We start from the raw sequence: 15,593 nt of genomic DNA, 5'->3' as shown, positions 1-15,593 counted from the left end.
ACCTTTCACTGTTGCGGACCGCAGAGAGCATCGTACGGGCTGGCACCCCCGCACGCGGTCAGGCGCGGCGTGTGCGGGGATCACGGTGAGCGGGGTGAGTGACGCTCTGCGCAGGCCGCCGAACAGATAGGGTGTCAACTGTCGTCGCTGGCCGAGCGGGCCGGCGACGCTGAGCCAGTGGCGAGGTCCGCCCGGCTGTGACTCGACAATAGGGGAGGTCGATATGGGCAGCGCGTCACCCCGCGACCACCTGATGAAGCTCCTGGAGCCCGTGGTCGCCGCTGAGGGCCTCGACCTGGAGGACGTGACGGTCACCAAGGCCGGCAAGCGGCGGCTGCTCCGTGTGGTCGTCGACCGTGACGGCGGCGTGAGCCTCGACGACGTGGCCGACGTGAGCCAGGCCGTCTCGGCGGCCCTCGACGAGGACGACGCGATGGGCGCCGCTCCCTACACGCTCGAGGTGTCCTCGCCCGGGGTCGACCGTCCGCTGACCGAGCCGCGCCACTGGAGGCGCGCCGCCAAGCGGCTGGTCAAGGCGGAGATGCGAGACGGCGGCCTCATCGAGGGCAGGGTGTTGTCAGCCGACGACGCCGGAGTCGACCTCGAGGTCGACGGCGCCGCTCGCAGGCTCGACTATCAAGACCTGGCCCGCGGGCGGGTGCAGGTGGAGTTTCGCCGCATCGACGACGTCGACGGCGACGAGGGCTAGGGGGAGCCTCGTGGACATCGACATGAGCGTCCTGCGCAGCCTGGAGCGGGAGAAGGACATCTCCTTCGACCTGGTCGTCAAGGCCATCGAAGACGCGCTGCTGATCGCCTACTTCCGCACCGAGGGAGCCGGCGCCAAGGCGCGCGCCGAGCTCGACAAGGCGACCGGCCACGTCACGATCTGGGCGGCCGAGCTCGACGAGGACGGCGAGATCGCGCGCGAGTACGACGACACTCCGGGCAACTTCAGCCGGATCGCGGCCACCACCGCCAAGCAGGTCATCCTGCAGCAGCTGCGCGACGCCGAGGACGAGATCAACTTCGGCGAGTTCGCCAGCCGCGAGGGCGAGCTGGTCTCCGGCGTGATCCAGCAGGGCAAGGATCCGCGGGTGGTGCTGGTCGACCTCGGCAAGATCGAGGCCGTGCTGCCCGCCCACGAGCAGGTGCCGGGCGAGGAATACACCCACGGCGAGCGCATCCGCGCCTACGTGGTGCAGGTGAAGAAGGGCCACAAGGGCCCGTCGGTCACGCTCTCGCGCACCCACCCGGGCCTGGTGAAGAAGCTGTTCGCGCTGGAGGTGCCGGAGATCGCCGACGGCACCGTCGAGATCGCCGCGGTGGCGCGCGAGGCCGGCCACCGCACCAAGATCGCCGTACGGTCGCGCAAGCCCGGCGTCAACGCCAAGGGCGCCTGCATCGGCCCGATGGGCTCGCGGGTGCGCAACGTGATGACCGAGCTGCACGGCGAGAAGATCGACATCATCGACTGGTCCGAGGACCCTGCTGAGTTCGTCGGGAATGCCCTGTCGCCCGCCCGTGTTTCCCATGTCGAGGTTCTCGATCTCGACGGACGGGTGGCCCGGGTCATCGTGCCCGACTACCAGCTCTCGCTGGCCATCGGCAAGGAAGGGCAGAATGCCCGGCTTGCCGCGCGGCTGACAGGCTGGCGGATCGACATCCGTCCCGACACCCAGGCAGAGGATGCCGCCGGTTCCGTAGATGCGTCGACACGGTAATCTGGAATATGGTTGCCACGCGGCCCCACAGCGCACCTGTGTGGGCTGCAGGGTTCGCACGGACAAGTCCGAGCTGCTCCGACTGGTGCTGGTCGAGGACCAGGTGGTCCCCGACCAGCGAGGACAGCTTCCTGGCAGGGGTGCATCGCTGCACCCGTCCATGAACTGTCTGGAGCTCGCCGAGCGTCGCCGGGCGTTCCCGCGCGCGTTTCGCGTGCCGGGGCCGCTCGACGTCTCGCGCGTGCGGGCACACCTGAAGGAGAACCACGAAATGTCATGTAGGACGCCGAGTTGATGGGGCGGAGTCAGATTGCTATGAGCGCCTGATGAGCACGCGGCGATGAAGACGTCAAGGTAGCGACGGTCCGGACGGCACAGCCAGCCTCCCGGGCCGAGTTAGGGAGTGCAGTGGCGAAGGTCCGGGTATACGAGCTCGCTAAGGAGTTCGGCGTAGAGAGCAAGGTCGTCATGGCCAAGCTCCAGGAGATGGGGGAGTTCGTCCGTTCGGCGTCCTCCACCATCGAAGCGCCGGTGGTCCGCAGGCTCACCGAAGCTCTGGGTGCGTCGAAGGGCGCGCCCTCGAGGGGCGGCGGTTCGCCGTCCCGCAAACCGCAGCCGCCGAAGGCTGCCCCCCGGCCGGCGGACAGCCAGGCCGGAAACGGCGCCCCTCAGGCGTCGGTCCCCTCATCACCTCCGCGTCCCGGGCCCAAGCCCGGTCCGCGTCCCGGCCCGGCAGGCGGCACGCCTCGCCCGCCGGTGCCGATGCCTCAGCAGCAGCAGCCACCGCAGCCGCAGCAGCAGCCGCGACAGGAGCCCGAGGCCGCCCGCGGCGAGGCGCCCAGCGCCCCGCAGGCCCGGTTCGACACCGGCCAGCAGCGGCCGACGCCCGGCCCGCGTCCCGGTCCCGCGGCCCGTCCCGGCCCCAAGCCGGGTCCGGCCCCGCGTCCCGGCGCCGGCCGTGAGGGTGGCGGCGCCGCGCAGGCTCCGCGCCCCGGCGGCGCGCCGTCGGACCGCGGCCCGCGTCCCGGCCCCAAGCCGGGCCCGCGCGGCCCGCGTCCCGGCAACAACCCGTTCTCGTCCAACGCGAGCGGCATGGGCCAGGCGCGCCCGCGTCCCGGTGGCAACCGTGACGGTGCGGGCGCGGGCCCGCGCGACCGTCGCGACGGTCCGCCGCGTGACGGCGCCGCTCCGCGCCCGCCGCAGGGTCGCGGCGGCGACAGGCCCACGCCCGGTCCGCGTCCCGGCCCGCCCGGTGCGGCCGGTCCGCGTCCGGGTCCCGGCGCCGGTGGCCCGCGTCCCGGTCCTGGTGCGGGTGGCCCGCGTCCCGGTGGCCCGCGTCCCAACCCGATGATGATGCCGCAGGGCCGTCCGTCCGGCCCCGGTGGCGGCGGTGGCCGTCCCGGTGGTCCCGGCGGCGGCGGTGGCGGCCGTCCGGGTGGCGGTGGCCGTCCGGGTGGCGGTGGCGGTCGTCCCGGTGGCGGCGGCGGTTTCGCCGGTCGCCCGGGTGGCGGCGGTCAGCGCACGGGCACCGGTGGTCCCGGTGGCGGCGGCGGTTTCGCCGGCCGTCCCGGCGGTGGTGGCCGTGGTCGCGGTGGCGGCACGGCGGGCGCCTTCGGGCGTCCCGGTGGCCGTCCGGCCCGTGGCCGCAAGTCCAAGCGCCAGAGGCGCCAGGAGTTCGACAACATGTCGGCGCCGGCGATCGGCGGCGTGCAGGTCGCTCGCGGCAACGGCGCGACGATCCGGCTGCCGCGCGGCGCCTCGCTGTCCGACTTCGCCGACCGCATCGGGGCCAACCCCGCCTCGCTGGTGCAGATCATGCTGCACCTCGGCGAGATGGTGACGGCCACGCAGTCGGTCAACGAGGAGACGCTGCAGCTGCTCGGCGCCGAGCTGGACTACAACATCCAGGTCGTCAGCCCCGAGGAGGAGGACCGCGAGCTTCTCGAGGCCTTCGACATCGAGTTCGGCGAGAACGAGGGCGACGAGGCCGACCTGGCCGCGCGGCCGCCGGTCGTGACCGTCATGGGTCACGTCGACCACGGTAAGACCAAGCTGCTCGACGCCATCCGCAAGACCAACACGGCGGCGCGCGAGGCGGGTGGCATCACCCAGCACATCGGCGCCTACCAGGTCACCACCGAGCACGAAGGCCAGGAGCGCAAGGTCACCTTCATCGACACCCCGGGTCACGAGGCGTTCACCGCCATGCGTGCCCGAGGCGCGAAGTCCACGGACATCGCGGTGCTGGTGGTCGCGGCCGACGACGGTGTCAAGCCGCAGACGATCGAGGCGCTCAACCACGCCCAGGCGGCCGACGTGCCGATCGTGGTCGCGGTCAACAAGGTCGACAAGGAGGGCGCCGACCCGAGCAAGGTCAGGGCCCAGCTCACCGAGTACGGCCTGGTGGCCGAGGAGTACGGCGGCTCGACGCTGTTCGTCGACATCTCCGCGCTCAAGGGTCAGGGCATCGAGAACCTCCTCGAGGCCATCCTGCTGACCGCGGACGCCGAGCTCGACCTGCGCGCCAACCCGACGATGGACGCTCAGGGCATCGCGATCGAGGCCTACCTCGACAAGGGCCGCGGCCCGGTGGCGACGGTCCTGGTCCAGCGCGGCACGCTCCGCGTCGGCGACTCGATCGTCTGTGGCGAGGCCTACGGCCGCGTCCGGGCGATGCTCGACGACACCGGCGAGCCGGTGGAGGAGGCCACCCCGTCGCGTCCCGTCCTGGTGATGGGTCTGACGGCGGTGCCGAGCGCGGGTGACAACTTCATCGTGGTCACCGACGACCGGATGGCCCGGCAGATCGCCCAGCAGCGCGCGGCGCGCAAGCGCAGCGCCGACATGGCGAAGTCGAGCCGCCGCCTCACCCTCGAGGAGCTGTTCAGCGACCTCGAGAAGGGCCGCGTCGACGAGCTCAAGCTCATCATCAAGGGTGACGTGTCCGGTTCGGTGGAGGCGCTGGAAGACGCGCTGCTCAAGATCGACGTCGGCGACGAGGTCAGGCTCCGTGTCCTGCACCGCGCCGTCGGTGCGATCACCGAGTACGACGTCAACCTCGCCGTCGCCGACGACAACGCGGTCATCATCGGCTTCAACGTGCGCCCCGAGCCTCGGGCGCGCGACCTGGCCGAGCGCGAGGGCGTCGACATCCGCTACTACTCGATCATCTACCAGGCGATCGAGGAGATCGAGGCGGCGCTCAAGGGCATGCTCAAGCCCGAGTTCGAAGAGGTCCAGATGGGCACGGCGGAGGTCCGCGAGGTCTTCAAGGTGCCGAAGATCGGCAACGTCGCCGGTTCGCTGGTCCGTTCGGGCGTGATCACCCGCAACAGCAAGGCCAGGCTGATCCGCGACGGCGTCGTCATCGCGGACAACCTGACCGTCTCGTCGCTGCGCCGGTTCAAGGATGACGCGACCGAGGTCCGTGAGGGCTTCGAGTGCGGCATCGGCGTCGGCTACAACGACATCAGGATCGACGACGTCATCGAGACGTTCGAGATGCGGGAGAAGCCGCGGGCCTGATCCGTGGCCGGGCGCCCGGCGGGCCATCCGCCGGGCGCCTTCCGCGCGTCCGGGCCGGTCTCCGCCGCACCGGCCCGGCGTGCGCTCGACACCAGTGCAAGCGGCGGTTGCCAACGATGTATGTGGGTGCCCTGACCCTGGACATCCTGCTCGGCGACGTGCACTCGCTGAAGCAGAAGCGATCCGTCGTGCGTCCCCTGGTCGCCGAGCTGCACCGGCGCTTTCCCGCCGTGGCCGTGGCCGAGGTCGGCCATCTCGACCTGCACAGGCGGGCCGAGGTCGGCGTCGCGGTGATCTCCGCCTCCGCGGGTAACTGCAAAGAGGTGATGGACGCCTGCGAGCGGCTGGTGGCCTTCCGCCCCGAGATCGAGCTCCTGTCCGCCAGGCAGCGGCTCTACAACGACGATGACTGAACGAAAGCACGACCGCTCGTCGTGCGTGAGGGGGAGCGAACATGGTGGATGCAGCACGAGCACGCAAGCTCGCCGACCGCATCCAGCAGATCGTCGCCGAGATGCTGGAGCGCCGGATCAAGGACCCGCGTCTGGGCTTCGTCACCGTGACGGACACGCGGATCACCGCCGACCTGCGCGAGGCGACGGTCTTCTACACAGTGTTCGGCTCCGACGCCGAGCGCGCCGACAGCGCGGCCGCCCTGGAGAGCGCCAAGGGCGTCATCAGGTCCGAGGTGGGCCGTCAGACAGGTGTGCGCTTCACCCCGACGCTGACGTTCAAGCACGACCCGCTGCCCGACAGCGCCCGCCAGCTCGACGACCTGATCTCGGCGGCGCGCGCGCGTGACGCCGAGGTGGCGAAGCGGGCGCAGAGCGCCTCCTACGCCGGCGAGTCCGACCCCTACCGCAAGCCGGAAGAGGACGAGCAGGACGGGCCTTCGGCGCTGTGACCCCCGACGTGCGCGACAGACCGGGCCGTCCGGCCAGGAGCGGTTCCGTCACGGTGTCCGAGGACGCCTGGGAACGGGCGGTCGGTCTCATCTCCGAGGCCGACGAGGTCGCGCTGGCCTGCCACATCTCGCCGGACGGCGACGCGCTCGGCTCGATGCTCGCCGTCGGGTTCGTGCTGCGCTCGATGGGCAAGCGGGTGGCCGCCTCCTTCGGTGACCACGACTTCACCGTGCCGCGCCTGCTCCGCTTCCTGCCGGGGCAGGACATGCTGGTGCCCCCCGACCGCTACCCGGCCGAGCCCGACCTCATGATCACCTTCGACTCGCCGTCGATCGCCCGGCTGGGGCTGCTGGAGGGCAGCGTCCGCCGGGCCCGCACGCTCATCGTGGTCGACCACCACCCGTCCAACGAGGGTTTCGGCACCGTCGACCTCATCGACGCCCGGGCGGCGGCCACCGCGATGCTCGCCGAGCAGCTCATCTACCGGCTCGGCGGCTCGCTCGACCGCGACATCGCCACCTGCCTGTACGCGGGGCTGGTCACCGACACCGGCTCGTTCCGCCACTCCTCGACCAGCCCGGCCGCACACCAGATGGCAGCCCGGCTGGTGGCCACCGGCCTGCACACCGACGAGATCGCCAGGGAGCTGTGGGACCGCGCCCCGTTCGGCTATCTCAAGGTGCTGGCCGCGGCGCTCGGCCGGGTGACGCTCGACGACGGCCTGGTGTGGACCTACGTGACGCGGGTCGACCGGGCCGCGTACGGGCTCCCGTACACCGAGCTCGAAGGCATCATCGACGTGGTGCGGCGCACCGACGAGGCCGACGTGGCGGCGGTGCTCAAGGAGGACGACCAGGGCGCCTGGCAGGTGTCGACCCGTTCCAAGGGCCGCATCGACGTGGCGCACGTGTGCGCCGCGCTGGGCGGCGGCGGCCACCACAACGCGGCCGGTTTCACCTCGTACGACAGCCCCGAGGCCACGATGGCGAAGTTCAGGGCCCTGCTGAGAGAGGCGTGATGGCCGAAAGCGGCTTGATCATCGTCGACAAACCCGCCGGTTGGACGTCCCACGACGTGGTGGCCAGGCTGCGCCGCCTGGCGGGCACCCGCCGGGTCGGGCACGCCGGCACGCTCGACCCGATGGCGACCGGCGTGCTCGTGGTCGGCGTGGAGAAGGCGACCAGGCTGCTCGGTCACCTGGCGCTGACCGAGAAGGTGTACGAGGCCACGATCCGGCTGGGTGTGGGCACGAACACCGACGACGCCGAGGGCGAGGTCACCGCGACCGCTTCGGCCGCGGACGTGGCCGAGGAGGCGATCCGGGCGGGCGTGGCCGCGCTCACCGGTGAGATCATGCAGGTCCCGCCCCAGGTCAGCGCCATCAAGGTCGACGGCAAGCGGGCCTACAAGCTGGCCCGCGCCGGCGAGGGGGTCGAGCTGGCCGCCCGGCCGGTGACCGTGCACGAGTTCGCGGTCACCGAGGTCCGCCGGCAGCCGGACGTGGTCGACGTCGACGCCACCGTGCGCTGCTCGTCCGGCACCTACATCAGGGCGCTGGCCCGCGACCTCGGCGGCGCGCTCGGCGTCGGCGGGCACCTGACGGCGCTGCGCCGCACCCGCGTCGGCCCGTACGGGCTCGACCAGGCCAGGACTCTCGACCAGCTCGCCGAGAAGTGCGAGATCCTGCCGATCGGCGAGGCGGTGGCGGCGGCGTTCCCGCGCAGGGACGTGAGCCTGGAGGAGGCCAGGGTGGTCATGCACGGCGGGCGGCTGCCCGCGGCCGGTCTGGGCAAGGGCCCGATCGGCATGTTCGGCCCCGACGGCGAGCTGCTGGCGCTGGTGGAGGAGCAGGGCCGGATGGCCAAGCCGCTGGCGGTCTTCGTCTCCGCCTAGACGGGCTTGCGCGCCACCATGATGTCGCGCACGATCGCCTGGTCGACCCAGTGTTCGAAGTCGGGGTAGGCGACCACGTCGAGGCCGGCACCGGTGAGGATGGCGGCCAGCTCGTCCCGGCCGCCCCCGTAGGTGTTCCAGGAGACGCCCAGAGCGCCGCCGGGCCTCAGCAGCTCGGCCCAGACCGGCGTGGCCTGCTCCAGCAGCTCCAGCGGGCTGCGCGACAGCCCGCCGCCGCCCTTGCTGCCGTGCTGCACCCCGTAGGGGGCGTCGGTGACGACGGCGTGGAACGAGCCGGGCTTGAAGAACTCCCGGGCGCGCAGGGTGTCGGCGTTGACCACGGTGACCTTCTGGGTGTCGCCCGCCTTGTAGGCCTCCTTGGTGGTGCCGAACACCACGTCCAGCCGCCGCCCGGCCAGCGCCCGCTGCCGGCGCACCGGCACGGTCTCAGCGGTGTGCTTGAGCCGCTTGTTCTTCAGCCAGGTGCGCAGGAAGCCGGAGTAGGCCTCGAAGTCCTTGCCGTCGTGGTCGAGCCCGTAGGCGTCGTAGCCGTACATGAGCGCCTGGTTGAGGGTGGTGCCGCGGCCGCACAGCGGGTCGAAGACGGAGAGCGCGCCGCCGAGCGGGAAGTCGGAGGCCAGCACGGTGACGTTGAGCAGCAGCTTGGTGAAGTGCTCGTTGGTCTTGCCGGCGTACTTCTGGATCGTGATCAGGTCGCTGCTCAGCCGGTCGAGCGGGTCGAGCTCCACCGGACGCAGCAGCTCGCCCTCCACCCCGAACAATGCGTAGACCGACGACAGGTTGGACAGCAGCGCCACGTCCGGGCCGGAGAGCGGCTCCGCCGTCTCGAACGTGACGTAGGGCAGCCCGCCGATGCGGGTCTCCTCGATGGCCCGCACGCCGGCCGCCAGCCCGCGCTCGGCGAAGACGTCCAGCTCGGCGCGGGTGAGGCGGGGCGCGCTGTCGGCGTAGACCCGGTTGAAGGCAGGCAGGATCAGCAGCGCGTATCGAGGCATGCAGCGGATCGTACCGCCCTCGGTTGCGAGGTACGGGCCCGCGCATGGCAGGCTTGGAGGGTTGATCCTGGGATGAGCGAATGGGGCCGGGTGTGCGTGAATCGGAGAGGTCAGTCGTCACGATCGGCGTGTTCGACGGCGTGCATCGCGGTCATCGGCAGGTGGTCCGGCGGGCCGTCGAGGTCGCCCGCGAGCGTGGCCTGCGCACGGTCGCGCTGACCTTCGAGCCGCCGCCCGAGGAGGTCGTGCGGCCCGGCTACCGGCCGCTGCGCCTGGTCAGCGCCAAGCGCAGGTCCGAGCTGCTGCGCGAACTGGGCGTGGACGAGGTGGTCGTGCTGCCTTTCACACTGGAGACGGCCGAGCTGAGCCCGGCGGAGTTCGCGCAGGGCGTGCTCGCCGACCGGCTGCGGGCGGGGGCGGTCGTGGTGGGGGCGGACTTCACGTTCGGCCACCAGGCCGCGGGTGACGTCGAGACGCTGCGCGCGCTGGGCGAGAAGTACGACTTCACGGCCGAGGGGGTGCCGCTGGTCCAGGGCGTCTCCTCGACGCTGATCCGCGAGCGGCTGGTGGCGGGCGACGTCGCCGGCGCCGCCGCCGACCTGGGCAGGCCGCACCGGGTCGAGGGCGTGGTGGTGCGCGGCTACCAGCGCGGGCGCCAGCTCGGCTTCCCGACCGCCAACGTCGAGTCGCCGCCGCAGACCGCGATCCCCGCCGACGGGGTCTACGCGGGCTGGCTGGAATGCGTGCCGGTGGCCAACCTGCCCGCGCTCTACGAGGGGGAGCGCTGGCCGGCCGCGATCTCGGTCGGCACCAACCCGACGTTCGAGGGGGTGCCGCGCACGGTCGAGGCGTACGCGCTCGACCGCGACGACCTGGAGCTGTACGGGGTGCACGTGGCGGTCGACTTCGCCGCCAGGCTGCGGGGCAACACCCGGTTCGACTCGATCGAGGAGCTCGTCGACCAGATCCACGCCGACGTCGACCAGGCCCGCCGCCTCACGTCCTGATCCGCAGCCCCTCCAGCAGCCCCGACAGCGCGGCCAGCGTGTCGTCCAGGTCGCCGGGGCCGGCCTCCGACTGGGCCAGCCACAGCACCGCCTCGTTCATCGCCCCCGACAGCAGGCGGGTGAGCGGGGCGACCGGCCGGGCCGTGATCGTGCCCGACCCGGCGAGCGCCGTCAGCGCCTCGGCCAGGTGGCGGGCGGAGGCGGCCTCGTCCATCGCCCGCCACTCGTTCCAGCCGAGCACGGCGGGGCCGTCGATGAGCATGATCCGCTGCACGTCCGGGTGGGCGGCGGCCCGCACGAACGCGGCGCACCCCGCCTTGAGCTGCTCCCACGGGTCGGGTTCGGCGTCGGCCTCGGCCGCCACCCTGGCCCCCACCTCCTGCTGCACCTCCTCCAGCACGGCGCGGAACAGCGCCGCCTTGCCGTCGAAGTGGTGGTAGAGCGCGCCCTTGGTCACTCCCGCCTCGCGCACGATCTCGGCCAGTCCCACCGCGGCGTAGCCCCTGCCCGCGAAGAGCCGCCTGCCCACCGCCACGAGCGTGCGCCTGGTCTCCTCGCGTTGTTCGGCTCGGGTCCTCGTCATCGCGCGCCTCCAGTTGACATACCGACGGTATGCGAAATAGCGTACCTTGACATACCGTTGGTATGTGAAATGGAGGCATTCATGGAGCTCACCAGCTTCTATCCGGTGATCTGCACCGACAAGGTGGCCGAATCGCGTGACTTCTACGTGGGGCTGTTCGGGTTCGAGGTCACCTTCGAAGCCGACTGGTACGTCAGCCTCAGGCGCGGCGCGTACGAGCTGGCCCTGCTCGACCACGCGCACCCCACGCTGCCCGAGGCGTACCGGAACAGGGCGGCGGGGCTGCTGCTCAACTTCGAGGTCGGCGACGCGGACGCCGAGTGGGAGCGGCTCGTCACGGGCGCGGGGCTGAGGGCCGAGCTGCCGCTGCGCAGCGAGGACTTCGGCCAGCGGCACTTCATCGTGGCCGACCCCAACGGGGTGCTCATCGACGTCATCCAGCCCATCGAGCCCACTGGAGAGTACGCGGCCCAGTACGTCTAGAGAGCTTGAGCGCGGCATCCGCTCCGTGGTGGTAACCTTACATGTCGGCTCTGTGACGGCGGCGCCGCGCGCTGCCCTAAGGCCTTCCTGCGGCGACTGTAGGCACGCACGGTCGTTCGCACATTCGCATCCGCGCGTGCCCGTAGCTCAAAGGAGAGCCGTGTCTCTCGACACCGCTGCCAAGAAGTCCATCATCGCCGAGTACGCGACGACCGATGGTGACACCGGGTCGCCCGAGGTGCAGATCGCGCTGCTGAGCAAGCGCATTAGCGAGCTGACCGAGCACCTCAAGACCCACAAGCACGACCACCACAGCCGTCGGGGTCTGCTGCTCCTCGTGGGCCGCCGTCGCCGTCTGCTGAAGTACCTGCAGAAGGTCGACATCGCGCGTTACCGTGCGCTGATCGAGCGGCTCGGCCTGCGCCGATAGCATGGAAAGGGAGCGGCGGACTCGCCGCTCCCTTCTCATATGGGTCCGGCGAGTCCTGCGGCCGAGAGCCGCCCGCCTGACGTACAACTGAATATCCGAGACACTGAGAGCCCCCGCGTCCGCTCAGCACCACGCGACCCGCGACGCCTGCGGGCCGGTCCTCGGTAGTGGCTTCCGGTAACCAGACCGGGCGCTTCGATCGAAGACCGGCGCTGCACCTACTGACGGGAAGTCCGCCACAGCCTTTCACCGGACACGACGGTGGGGAGGCGCATTCCCGTCAAGCACGAGGGTGCCGGTGAAAAGGGCGCGGGAGACCGACTGACCAAGGAGGTCCCCCGTGGAGGGTGTCCACACCGCTGAAGCCGTCATCGACAACGGCTCGTTCGGCACACGCACGATCCGGTTCGAGACCGGACGCCTCGCGCGGCAGGCGGCCGGCAGTGCCGTCGCCTATCTCGACAACGACACGATGGTGCTGTCCGCGACCACCGCGTCCAAGCAGCCGAGGGAGAACCTCGACTTCTTCCCGCTCACCGTGGACGTCGAGGAGCGCATGTACGCCGCGGGCCGCATCCCCGGCTCGTTCTTCCGCCGTGAGGGCCGTCCGTCCGAGGACGCCATCCTCACCTGCCGGCTGATCGACCGGCCGCTGCGCCCGTCGTTCGTCAAGGGCCTGCGCAACGAGATCCAGGTGGTCGCCACCATCCTGGCGCTCAACCCCGAGCACCTCTACGACGTGGTGGCGATCAACGCCGCCTCGCTGTCGACCCAGCTCGCCGGCCTGCCGTTCTCCGGCCCGATCGGCGGCGTCCGCGTCGCCCTCATCGAGGGTCAGTGGGTGGCCTTCCCGACCCACCTCGAGCTGGAGCGGGCCACGTTCGACATGGTCGTGGCCGGGCGGGTGCTCGCCGACGGCGACGTCGCCATCATGATGGTGGAGGCCGAGTCCACCCGCGACACGCTCAAGCTGGTCGCCGAGGGCGCGGTCGCGCCCACCGAGGAGACCGTGGCCGAGGGCCTGGAGGCCGCCAAGCCGTTCATCAAGGTGCTGTGCGAGGCGCAGGGCCGGATCGCGCAGGTCGCCGCCAAGGAGACCGCCGAGTATCCGCTGTTCCTCGACTACCAGGACGACGTCCTGGCCGCCGTGGAGTCCGCGGTGAAGAACGAGCTCGCCGCCGCGCTCACCATCGCCGCCAAGCAGGAGCGCGAGAACGAGCTCGACAGGGTCAAGGCGCTGGCCGCGGAGAAGCTGCTGCCCGAGTTCGAGGGTCGCGAGAAGGAGATCTCCGCCGCCTTCCGCTCGTTGATGAAGAAGCTCATGCGCGAGCGCGTCATCAAGGAGGGCACGCGCATCGACGGCCGCGGCACCAAGGACATCCGCGCCCTGTCGGCCGAGGTCCACGTGGTGCCCCGGGTGCACGGCTCGGCCCTGTTCGAGCGCGGCGAGACCCAGATCATGGGCATCACCACGCTCAACATGCTGCGCATGGAGCAGGTCATCGACACGCTCAATCCCGAGCGGACCAAGCGCTACATGCACAACTACAACTTCCCGCCCTACTCCACCGGTGAGACCGGCCGGGTGGGCTCGCCCAAGCGCCGCGAGATCGGCCACGGCGCGCTCGCCGAGCGGGCGCTGATCCCGGTCCTGCCGTCGCGCGAGGAGTTCCCCTACGCGATCCGCCAGGTCTCCGAGGCGCTCGGCTCCAACGGCTCGACCTCGATGGGCTCGGTCTGCGCCTCCACGATGGCGCTGCTCGACGCCGGTGTGCCGCTCAAGGAGATGGTCGCGGGCATCGCGATGGGCCTCATCGGCGAGGGCGACACCTACGTCACCCTGACCGACATCCTCGGCGCCGAGGACGCCATGGGCGACATGGACTTCAAGGTCGCCGGCACCAGGGACGTCATCACCGCCCTGCAGCTCGACACGAAGCTCGACGGCATCCCCGCCTCGGTCCTGGCCGGCGCGCTCAAGCAGGCCAAGGGCGCCAGGCTGGCGATCCTGGAGGTGATGCAGGAGGCCATCGACTCCCCGGCGGAGATGAACCCGACGGCGCCGCGCATCATCACCATCAAGGTCCCGGTCGACAAGATCGGCGAGGTCATCGGCCCGAAGGGCAAGATGATCAACCAGATCCAGGACGACACCGGCGCCGAGATCACCATCGAGGACGACGGCACGATCTACATCGGCGCCACCGACGGCCCGTCGGCCGAGGCCGCGCGGTCGGCGATCAACGCGATCGCCAACCCGCACATGCCGGAGGTCGGCGAGCGCTACCTGGGCACGGTCGTGAAGATCGCCGCCTTCGGCGCGTTCGTCTCGCTCATGCCCGGCAAGGACGGCCTGCTGCACGTCTCCCAGATCCGCAAGCTGCACGGCGGCAAGCGCATCGAGAACGTCGAGGACGTCATGAGCGTCGGCGAGAAGGTCCAGGTGGAGATCGCCGAGATCGACCAGCGGGGCAAGCTGTCGCTGGTGCCCGTCGAGGTCATCGAGAAGGAGGCCGCCGAGAAGGAGGCCAGGGGCGACTCCGGCCAGCCCGAGGACGCGGCGTCCGACGGCGGCGACAAGGCCGACCGCCCGCGCCGCACCCGCACCCGGGTCCGCGCCCGCGGCGCCGGCTCCGAGGGCGACGACCGCAACTCGTGACGGTGACAATCAGCACCGGCGCCAAGGTGACGGGGCCGGCCAGGGAGGTCGCGTGACCACCACCACGCTGCACGCCGGCCGCGACGGGGCCGGGGTGGTCAAGCGCACCACCCTCCCCGGCGGGCTGCGCGTGGTGACCGAGACCATGCCGACCGTGCGCAGTGTCGCGGTCGGCATGTGGGTCGGCATCGGCTCGCGTGACGAGGCCCCCGAGCACATGGGGGCCACCCACTTCCTCGAACACCTGCTGTTCAAGGGCACGCCCACGAGGGACGCCATGGAGATCTCGGCGTCCATCGAGGGCATCGGCGGCGAGATCAACGCGTTCACCGCCAAGGAGTACACCTGCTACTACGCGCGGGTGCTCGACGAGGACCTGCCGATCGCGGTGGACGTCCTCGCCGACGTGGTGACCAGCTCGCTCGTGGACCCCGAGGACGTCGAGTCCGAGCGTGGCGTGATCCTGGAGGAGATCGCCATGCATGACGACGACCCGTCCGACGTGGTGCACGAGCAGTTCGCCGCGGCGCTCTACGGCGACTCGCCGATAGGCCGGCCGATCCTCGGCACGGTCGAGTCCATCAACACCCTCGGACGCGACCGGATCGCCGAGTACTACCGCCGCTACTACCAGCCGCCGCGCACCGTCGTCTCCGTGGCGGGGAACATCCGCCACGAGGAGGTCGTGGAGCTGGTGGCGCGGGCGTACGAGCGGGCGGGCGTCCTCGCGGGCCCCGCCGCCTCGGCCCCGCCGCGCACCAGCGGCCCCGGCGCGGAGTCCCGCTCCGGCGTGCGCCTGCTCGACCGGCCGACCGAACAGGCCAACCTGGTGCTCGGCACGACCGGCATCGCCCGCACCGACGAGCGGCGGTTCGCGCTCGGCGTGCTCAACGCCGCGCTCGGCGGCGGCATGTCGTCGCGGCTCTTCCAGGAGATCAGGGAGAAGCGCGGCCTGGCCTACTCCGTCTACAGCTACACCTCCGCCTACGCCGACACGGGCCAGTTCGGCATCTACGTCGGCTGCCTGCCCTCCAAGATCGACGACGTGCTCAAGATCTGCCGGGACGAGGTGTCCAGGGTCGTGGCCGACGGCCTGACCGAGGAGGAGATCGTCCGGGGCAAGGGCCAGATGCGCGGCGGTCTCGTGCTCGGCCTGGAAGACACCGGCTCGCGCATGTCCCGCATCGGCAAGAACGAGCTGGTGTACGACGAGCTGCTGTCGGTCGACGAGGTGCTGGCCCGCATCGAGGCGGTGACCGCCAGGGAGCTCTCCGAGATCGCCGCGGACGTGCTCAACCGGCCGCTCACGCTCGCTGTGATCGGCCCGTACGGTGACAAGGACTTCTCTCACGCCATCACCTGACCCTC

At 71.2% G+C, this 15,593-nt stretch carries 15 protein-coding genes; 13 read left to right on the top strand and 2 right to left on the bottom strand.

Features of this window, described 5'->3' with window-relative positions; translation table 11 throughout:
* Positions 1-223: 223 nt before the first annotated feature.
* The 8 genes from rimP (at position 224) to truB (ending at position 8,047) form a co-directional block, all read left to right on the top strand.
* Positions 224-709 carry a ribosome maturation factor RimP gene (gene rimP / locus ACIBF7_RS24200; protein WP_148033618.1) on the top strand — a complete coding sequence of 162 codons (486 nt, stop codon included), beginning with the start codon at positions 224-226 and terminating at the stop codon, positions 707-709.
* A 22-nt stretch (positions 710-731) separates the two neighbouring features.
* Positions 732-1,724, top strand: coding sequence for a transcription termination factor NusA (nusA, locus tag ACIBF7_RS24195; RefSeq protein WP_397198269.1), 993 nt, complete (start codon positions 732-734; stop codon positions 1,722-1,724).
* Positions 1,708-2,019 (top strand): YlxR family protein, encoded by a 312-nt coding sequence (locus ACIBF7_RS24190; protein ID WP_219544224.1) that lies wholly within the window; start codon positions 1,708-1,710, stop codon positions 2,017-2,019. The genes nusA and ACIBF7_RS24190 overlap by 17 nt, the downstream gene beginning before the upstream one ends.
* A 113-nt stretch (positions 2,020-2,132) precedes the next feature.
* Positions 2,133-5,249 (top strand): translation initiation factor IF-2, encoded by a 3,117-nt coding sequence (gene infB, locus ACIBF7_RS24185; protein WP_364228166.1) that lies wholly within the window; start codon positions 2,133-2,135, stop codon positions 5,247-5,249.
* 116 nt (positions 5,250-5,365) lie between these two features.
* A complete protein-coding gene (locus ACIBF7_RS24180; RefSeq protein ID WP_148033615.1) occupies positions 5,366-5,662 on the top strand; it encodes a DUF503 domain-containing protein in 297 nt (98 codons plus the stop codon).
* A gap of 41 nt (positions 5,663-5,703) precedes the next feature.
* Positions 5,704-6,153 carry a 30S ribosome-binding factor RbfA gene (rbfA, locus tag ACIBF7_RS24175; RefSeq protein ID WP_148033614.1) on the top strand — a complete coding sequence of 150 codons (450 nt, stop codon included), beginning with the start codon at positions 5,704-5,706 and terminating at the stop codon, positions 6,151-6,153.
* An 8-nt stretch (positions 6,154-6,161) separates the two neighbouring features.
* Positions 6,162-7,172, top strand: a complete 1,011-nt coding sequence (locus tag ACIBF7_RS24170; RefSeq protein ID WP_261808766.1) for a bifunctional oligoribonuclease/PAP phosphatase NrnA — start codon at positions 6,162-6,164, stop codon at positions 7,170-7,172.
* Positions 7,172-8,047: a tRNA pseudouridine(55) synthase TruB gene (gene truB, locus ACIBF7_RS24165; protein WP_397198204.1), complete on the top strand. Its 876-nt coding sequence runs from the start codon at positions 7,172-7,174 to the stop codon at positions 8,045-8,047. Before ACIBF7_RS24170 ends, truB begins: the two co-directional genes overlap by 1 nt.
* Here the strand turns inward: truB and ACIBF7_RS24160 are convergent.
* On the bottom strand, positions 8,044-9,063 hold the full coding sequence (locus ACIBF7_RS24160) for a TRM11 family methyltransferase (RefSeq protein WP_148033611.1): 1,020 nt from the start codon (positions 9,061-9,063) through the stop codon (positions 8,044-8,046). The two genes, truB and ACIBF7_RS24160, sit on opposite strands and share 4 nt — an antisense overlap.
* An 80-nt stretch (positions 9,064-9,143) precedes the next feature.
* Between ACIBF7_RS24160 and ACIBF7_RS24155 the strand changes: the two genes are divergently transcribed.
* The gene (locus ACIBF7_RS24155) at positions 9,144-10,070 is read left to right on the top strand and encodes a bifunctional riboflavin kinase/FAD synthetase (protein WP_219544218.1); all 927 of its coding nucleotides are present in this window, start codon (positions 9,144-9,146) and stop codon (positions 10,068-10,070) included.
* Here the strand turns inward: ACIBF7_RS24155 and ACIBF7_RS24150 are convergent.
* Positions 10,060-10,653: a TetR/AcrR family transcriptional regulator gene (locus ACIBF7_RS24150; RefSeq protein WP_364228172.1), complete on the bottom strand. Its 594-nt coding sequence runs from the start codon at positions 10,651-10,653 to the stop codon at positions 10,060-10,062. The two genes, ACIBF7_RS24155 and ACIBF7_RS24150, sit on opposite strands and share 11 nt — an antisense overlap.
* Positions 10,654-10,734: 81 nt before the next feature.
* Here ACIBF7_RS24150 and ACIBF7_RS24145 point away from each other — a divergent pair, with 81 nt between their 5' ends.
* From ACIBF7_RS24145 to ACIBF7_RS24130, 4 genes are all read left to right on the top strand, one after another.
* The gene (locus ACIBF7_RS24145; RefSeq protein ID WP_271279632.1) at positions 10,735-11,136 is read left to right on the top strand and encodes a VOC family protein; all 402 of its coding nucleotides are present in this window, start codon (positions 10,735-10,737) and stop codon (positions 11,134-11,136) included.
* A 160-nt stretch (positions 11,137-11,296) separates the two neighbouring features.
* A complete protein-coding gene (gene rpsO, locus ACIBF7_RS24140; protein WP_148033607.1) occupies positions 11,297-11,566 on the top strand; it encodes a 30S ribosomal protein S15 in 270 nt (89 codons plus the stop codon).
* Positions 11,567-11,906: 340 nt separating this feature from the next.
* Positions 11,907-14,225, top strand: a complete 2,319-nt coding sequence (locus tag ACIBF7_RS24135) for a polyribonucleotide nucleotidyltransferase (protein ID WP_271279633.1) — start codon at positions 11,907-11,909, stop codon at positions 14,223-14,225.
* Between the two features lie 52 nt (positions 14,226-14,277).
* A complete protein-coding gene (locus ACIBF7_RS24130; RefSeq protein ID WP_271279634.1) occupies positions 14,278-15,588 on the top strand; it encodes a pitrilysin family protein in 1,311 nt (436 codons plus the stop codon).
* Positions 15,589-15,593: the final 5 nt, after the last annotated feature.

Source organism: Nonomuraea sp. NPDC050478 (assembly GCF_044458265.1).
Classification (GTDB): domain Bacteria; phylum Actinomycetota; class Actinomycetes; order Streptosporangiales; family Streptosporangiaceae; genus Nonomuraea; species Nonomuraea ferruginea.
Note: the sequence above shows the minus strand (reverse complement) of the source record. Positions and strands in the feature narration are given on the sequence as shown.

Coding starts and splice junctions, on each gene's coding strand:
- rimP (WP_148033618.1), top strand. CDS start 224: ATGGGCAGCGCGTCACCCCGCGACCACCTGATGAAGCTCCTGGAGCCC.
- nusA (WP_397198269.1), top strand. CDS start 732: ATGAGCGTCCTGCGCAGCCTGGAGCGGGAGAAGGACATCTCCTTCGAC.
- ACIBF7_RS24190 (WP_219544224.1), top strand. CDS start 1,708: ATGCGTCGACACGGTAATCTGGAATATGGTTGCCACGCGGCCCCACAG.
- ACIBF7_RS24180 (WP_148033615.1), top strand. CDS start 5,366: ATGTATGTGGGTGCCCTGACCCTGGACATCCTGCTCGGCGACGTGCAC.
- rbfA (WP_148033614.1), top strand. CDS start 5,704: ATGGTGGATGCAGCACGAGCACGCAAGCTCGCCGACCGCATCCAGCAG.
- truB (WP_397198204.1), top strand. CDS start 7,172: ATGGCCGAAAGCGGCTTGATCATCGTCGACAAACCCGCCGGTTGGACG.
- ACIBF7_RS24160 (WP_148033611.1), bottom strand. CDS start 9,063: ATGCCTCGATACGCGCTGCTGATCCTGCCTGCCTTCAACCGGGTCTAC.
- ACIBF7_RS24155 (WP_219544218.1), top strand. CDS start 9,144: ATGGGGCCGGGTGTGCGTGAATCGGAGAGGTCAGTCGTCACGATCGGC.
- ACIBF7_RS24150 (WP_364228172.1), bottom strand. CDS start 10,653: ATGACGAGGACCCGAGCCGAACAACGCGAGGAGACCAGGCGCACGCTC.
- ACIBF7_RS24145 (WP_271279632.1), top strand. CDS start 10,735: ATGGAGCTCACCAGCTTCTATCCGGTGATCTGCACCGACAAGGTGGCC.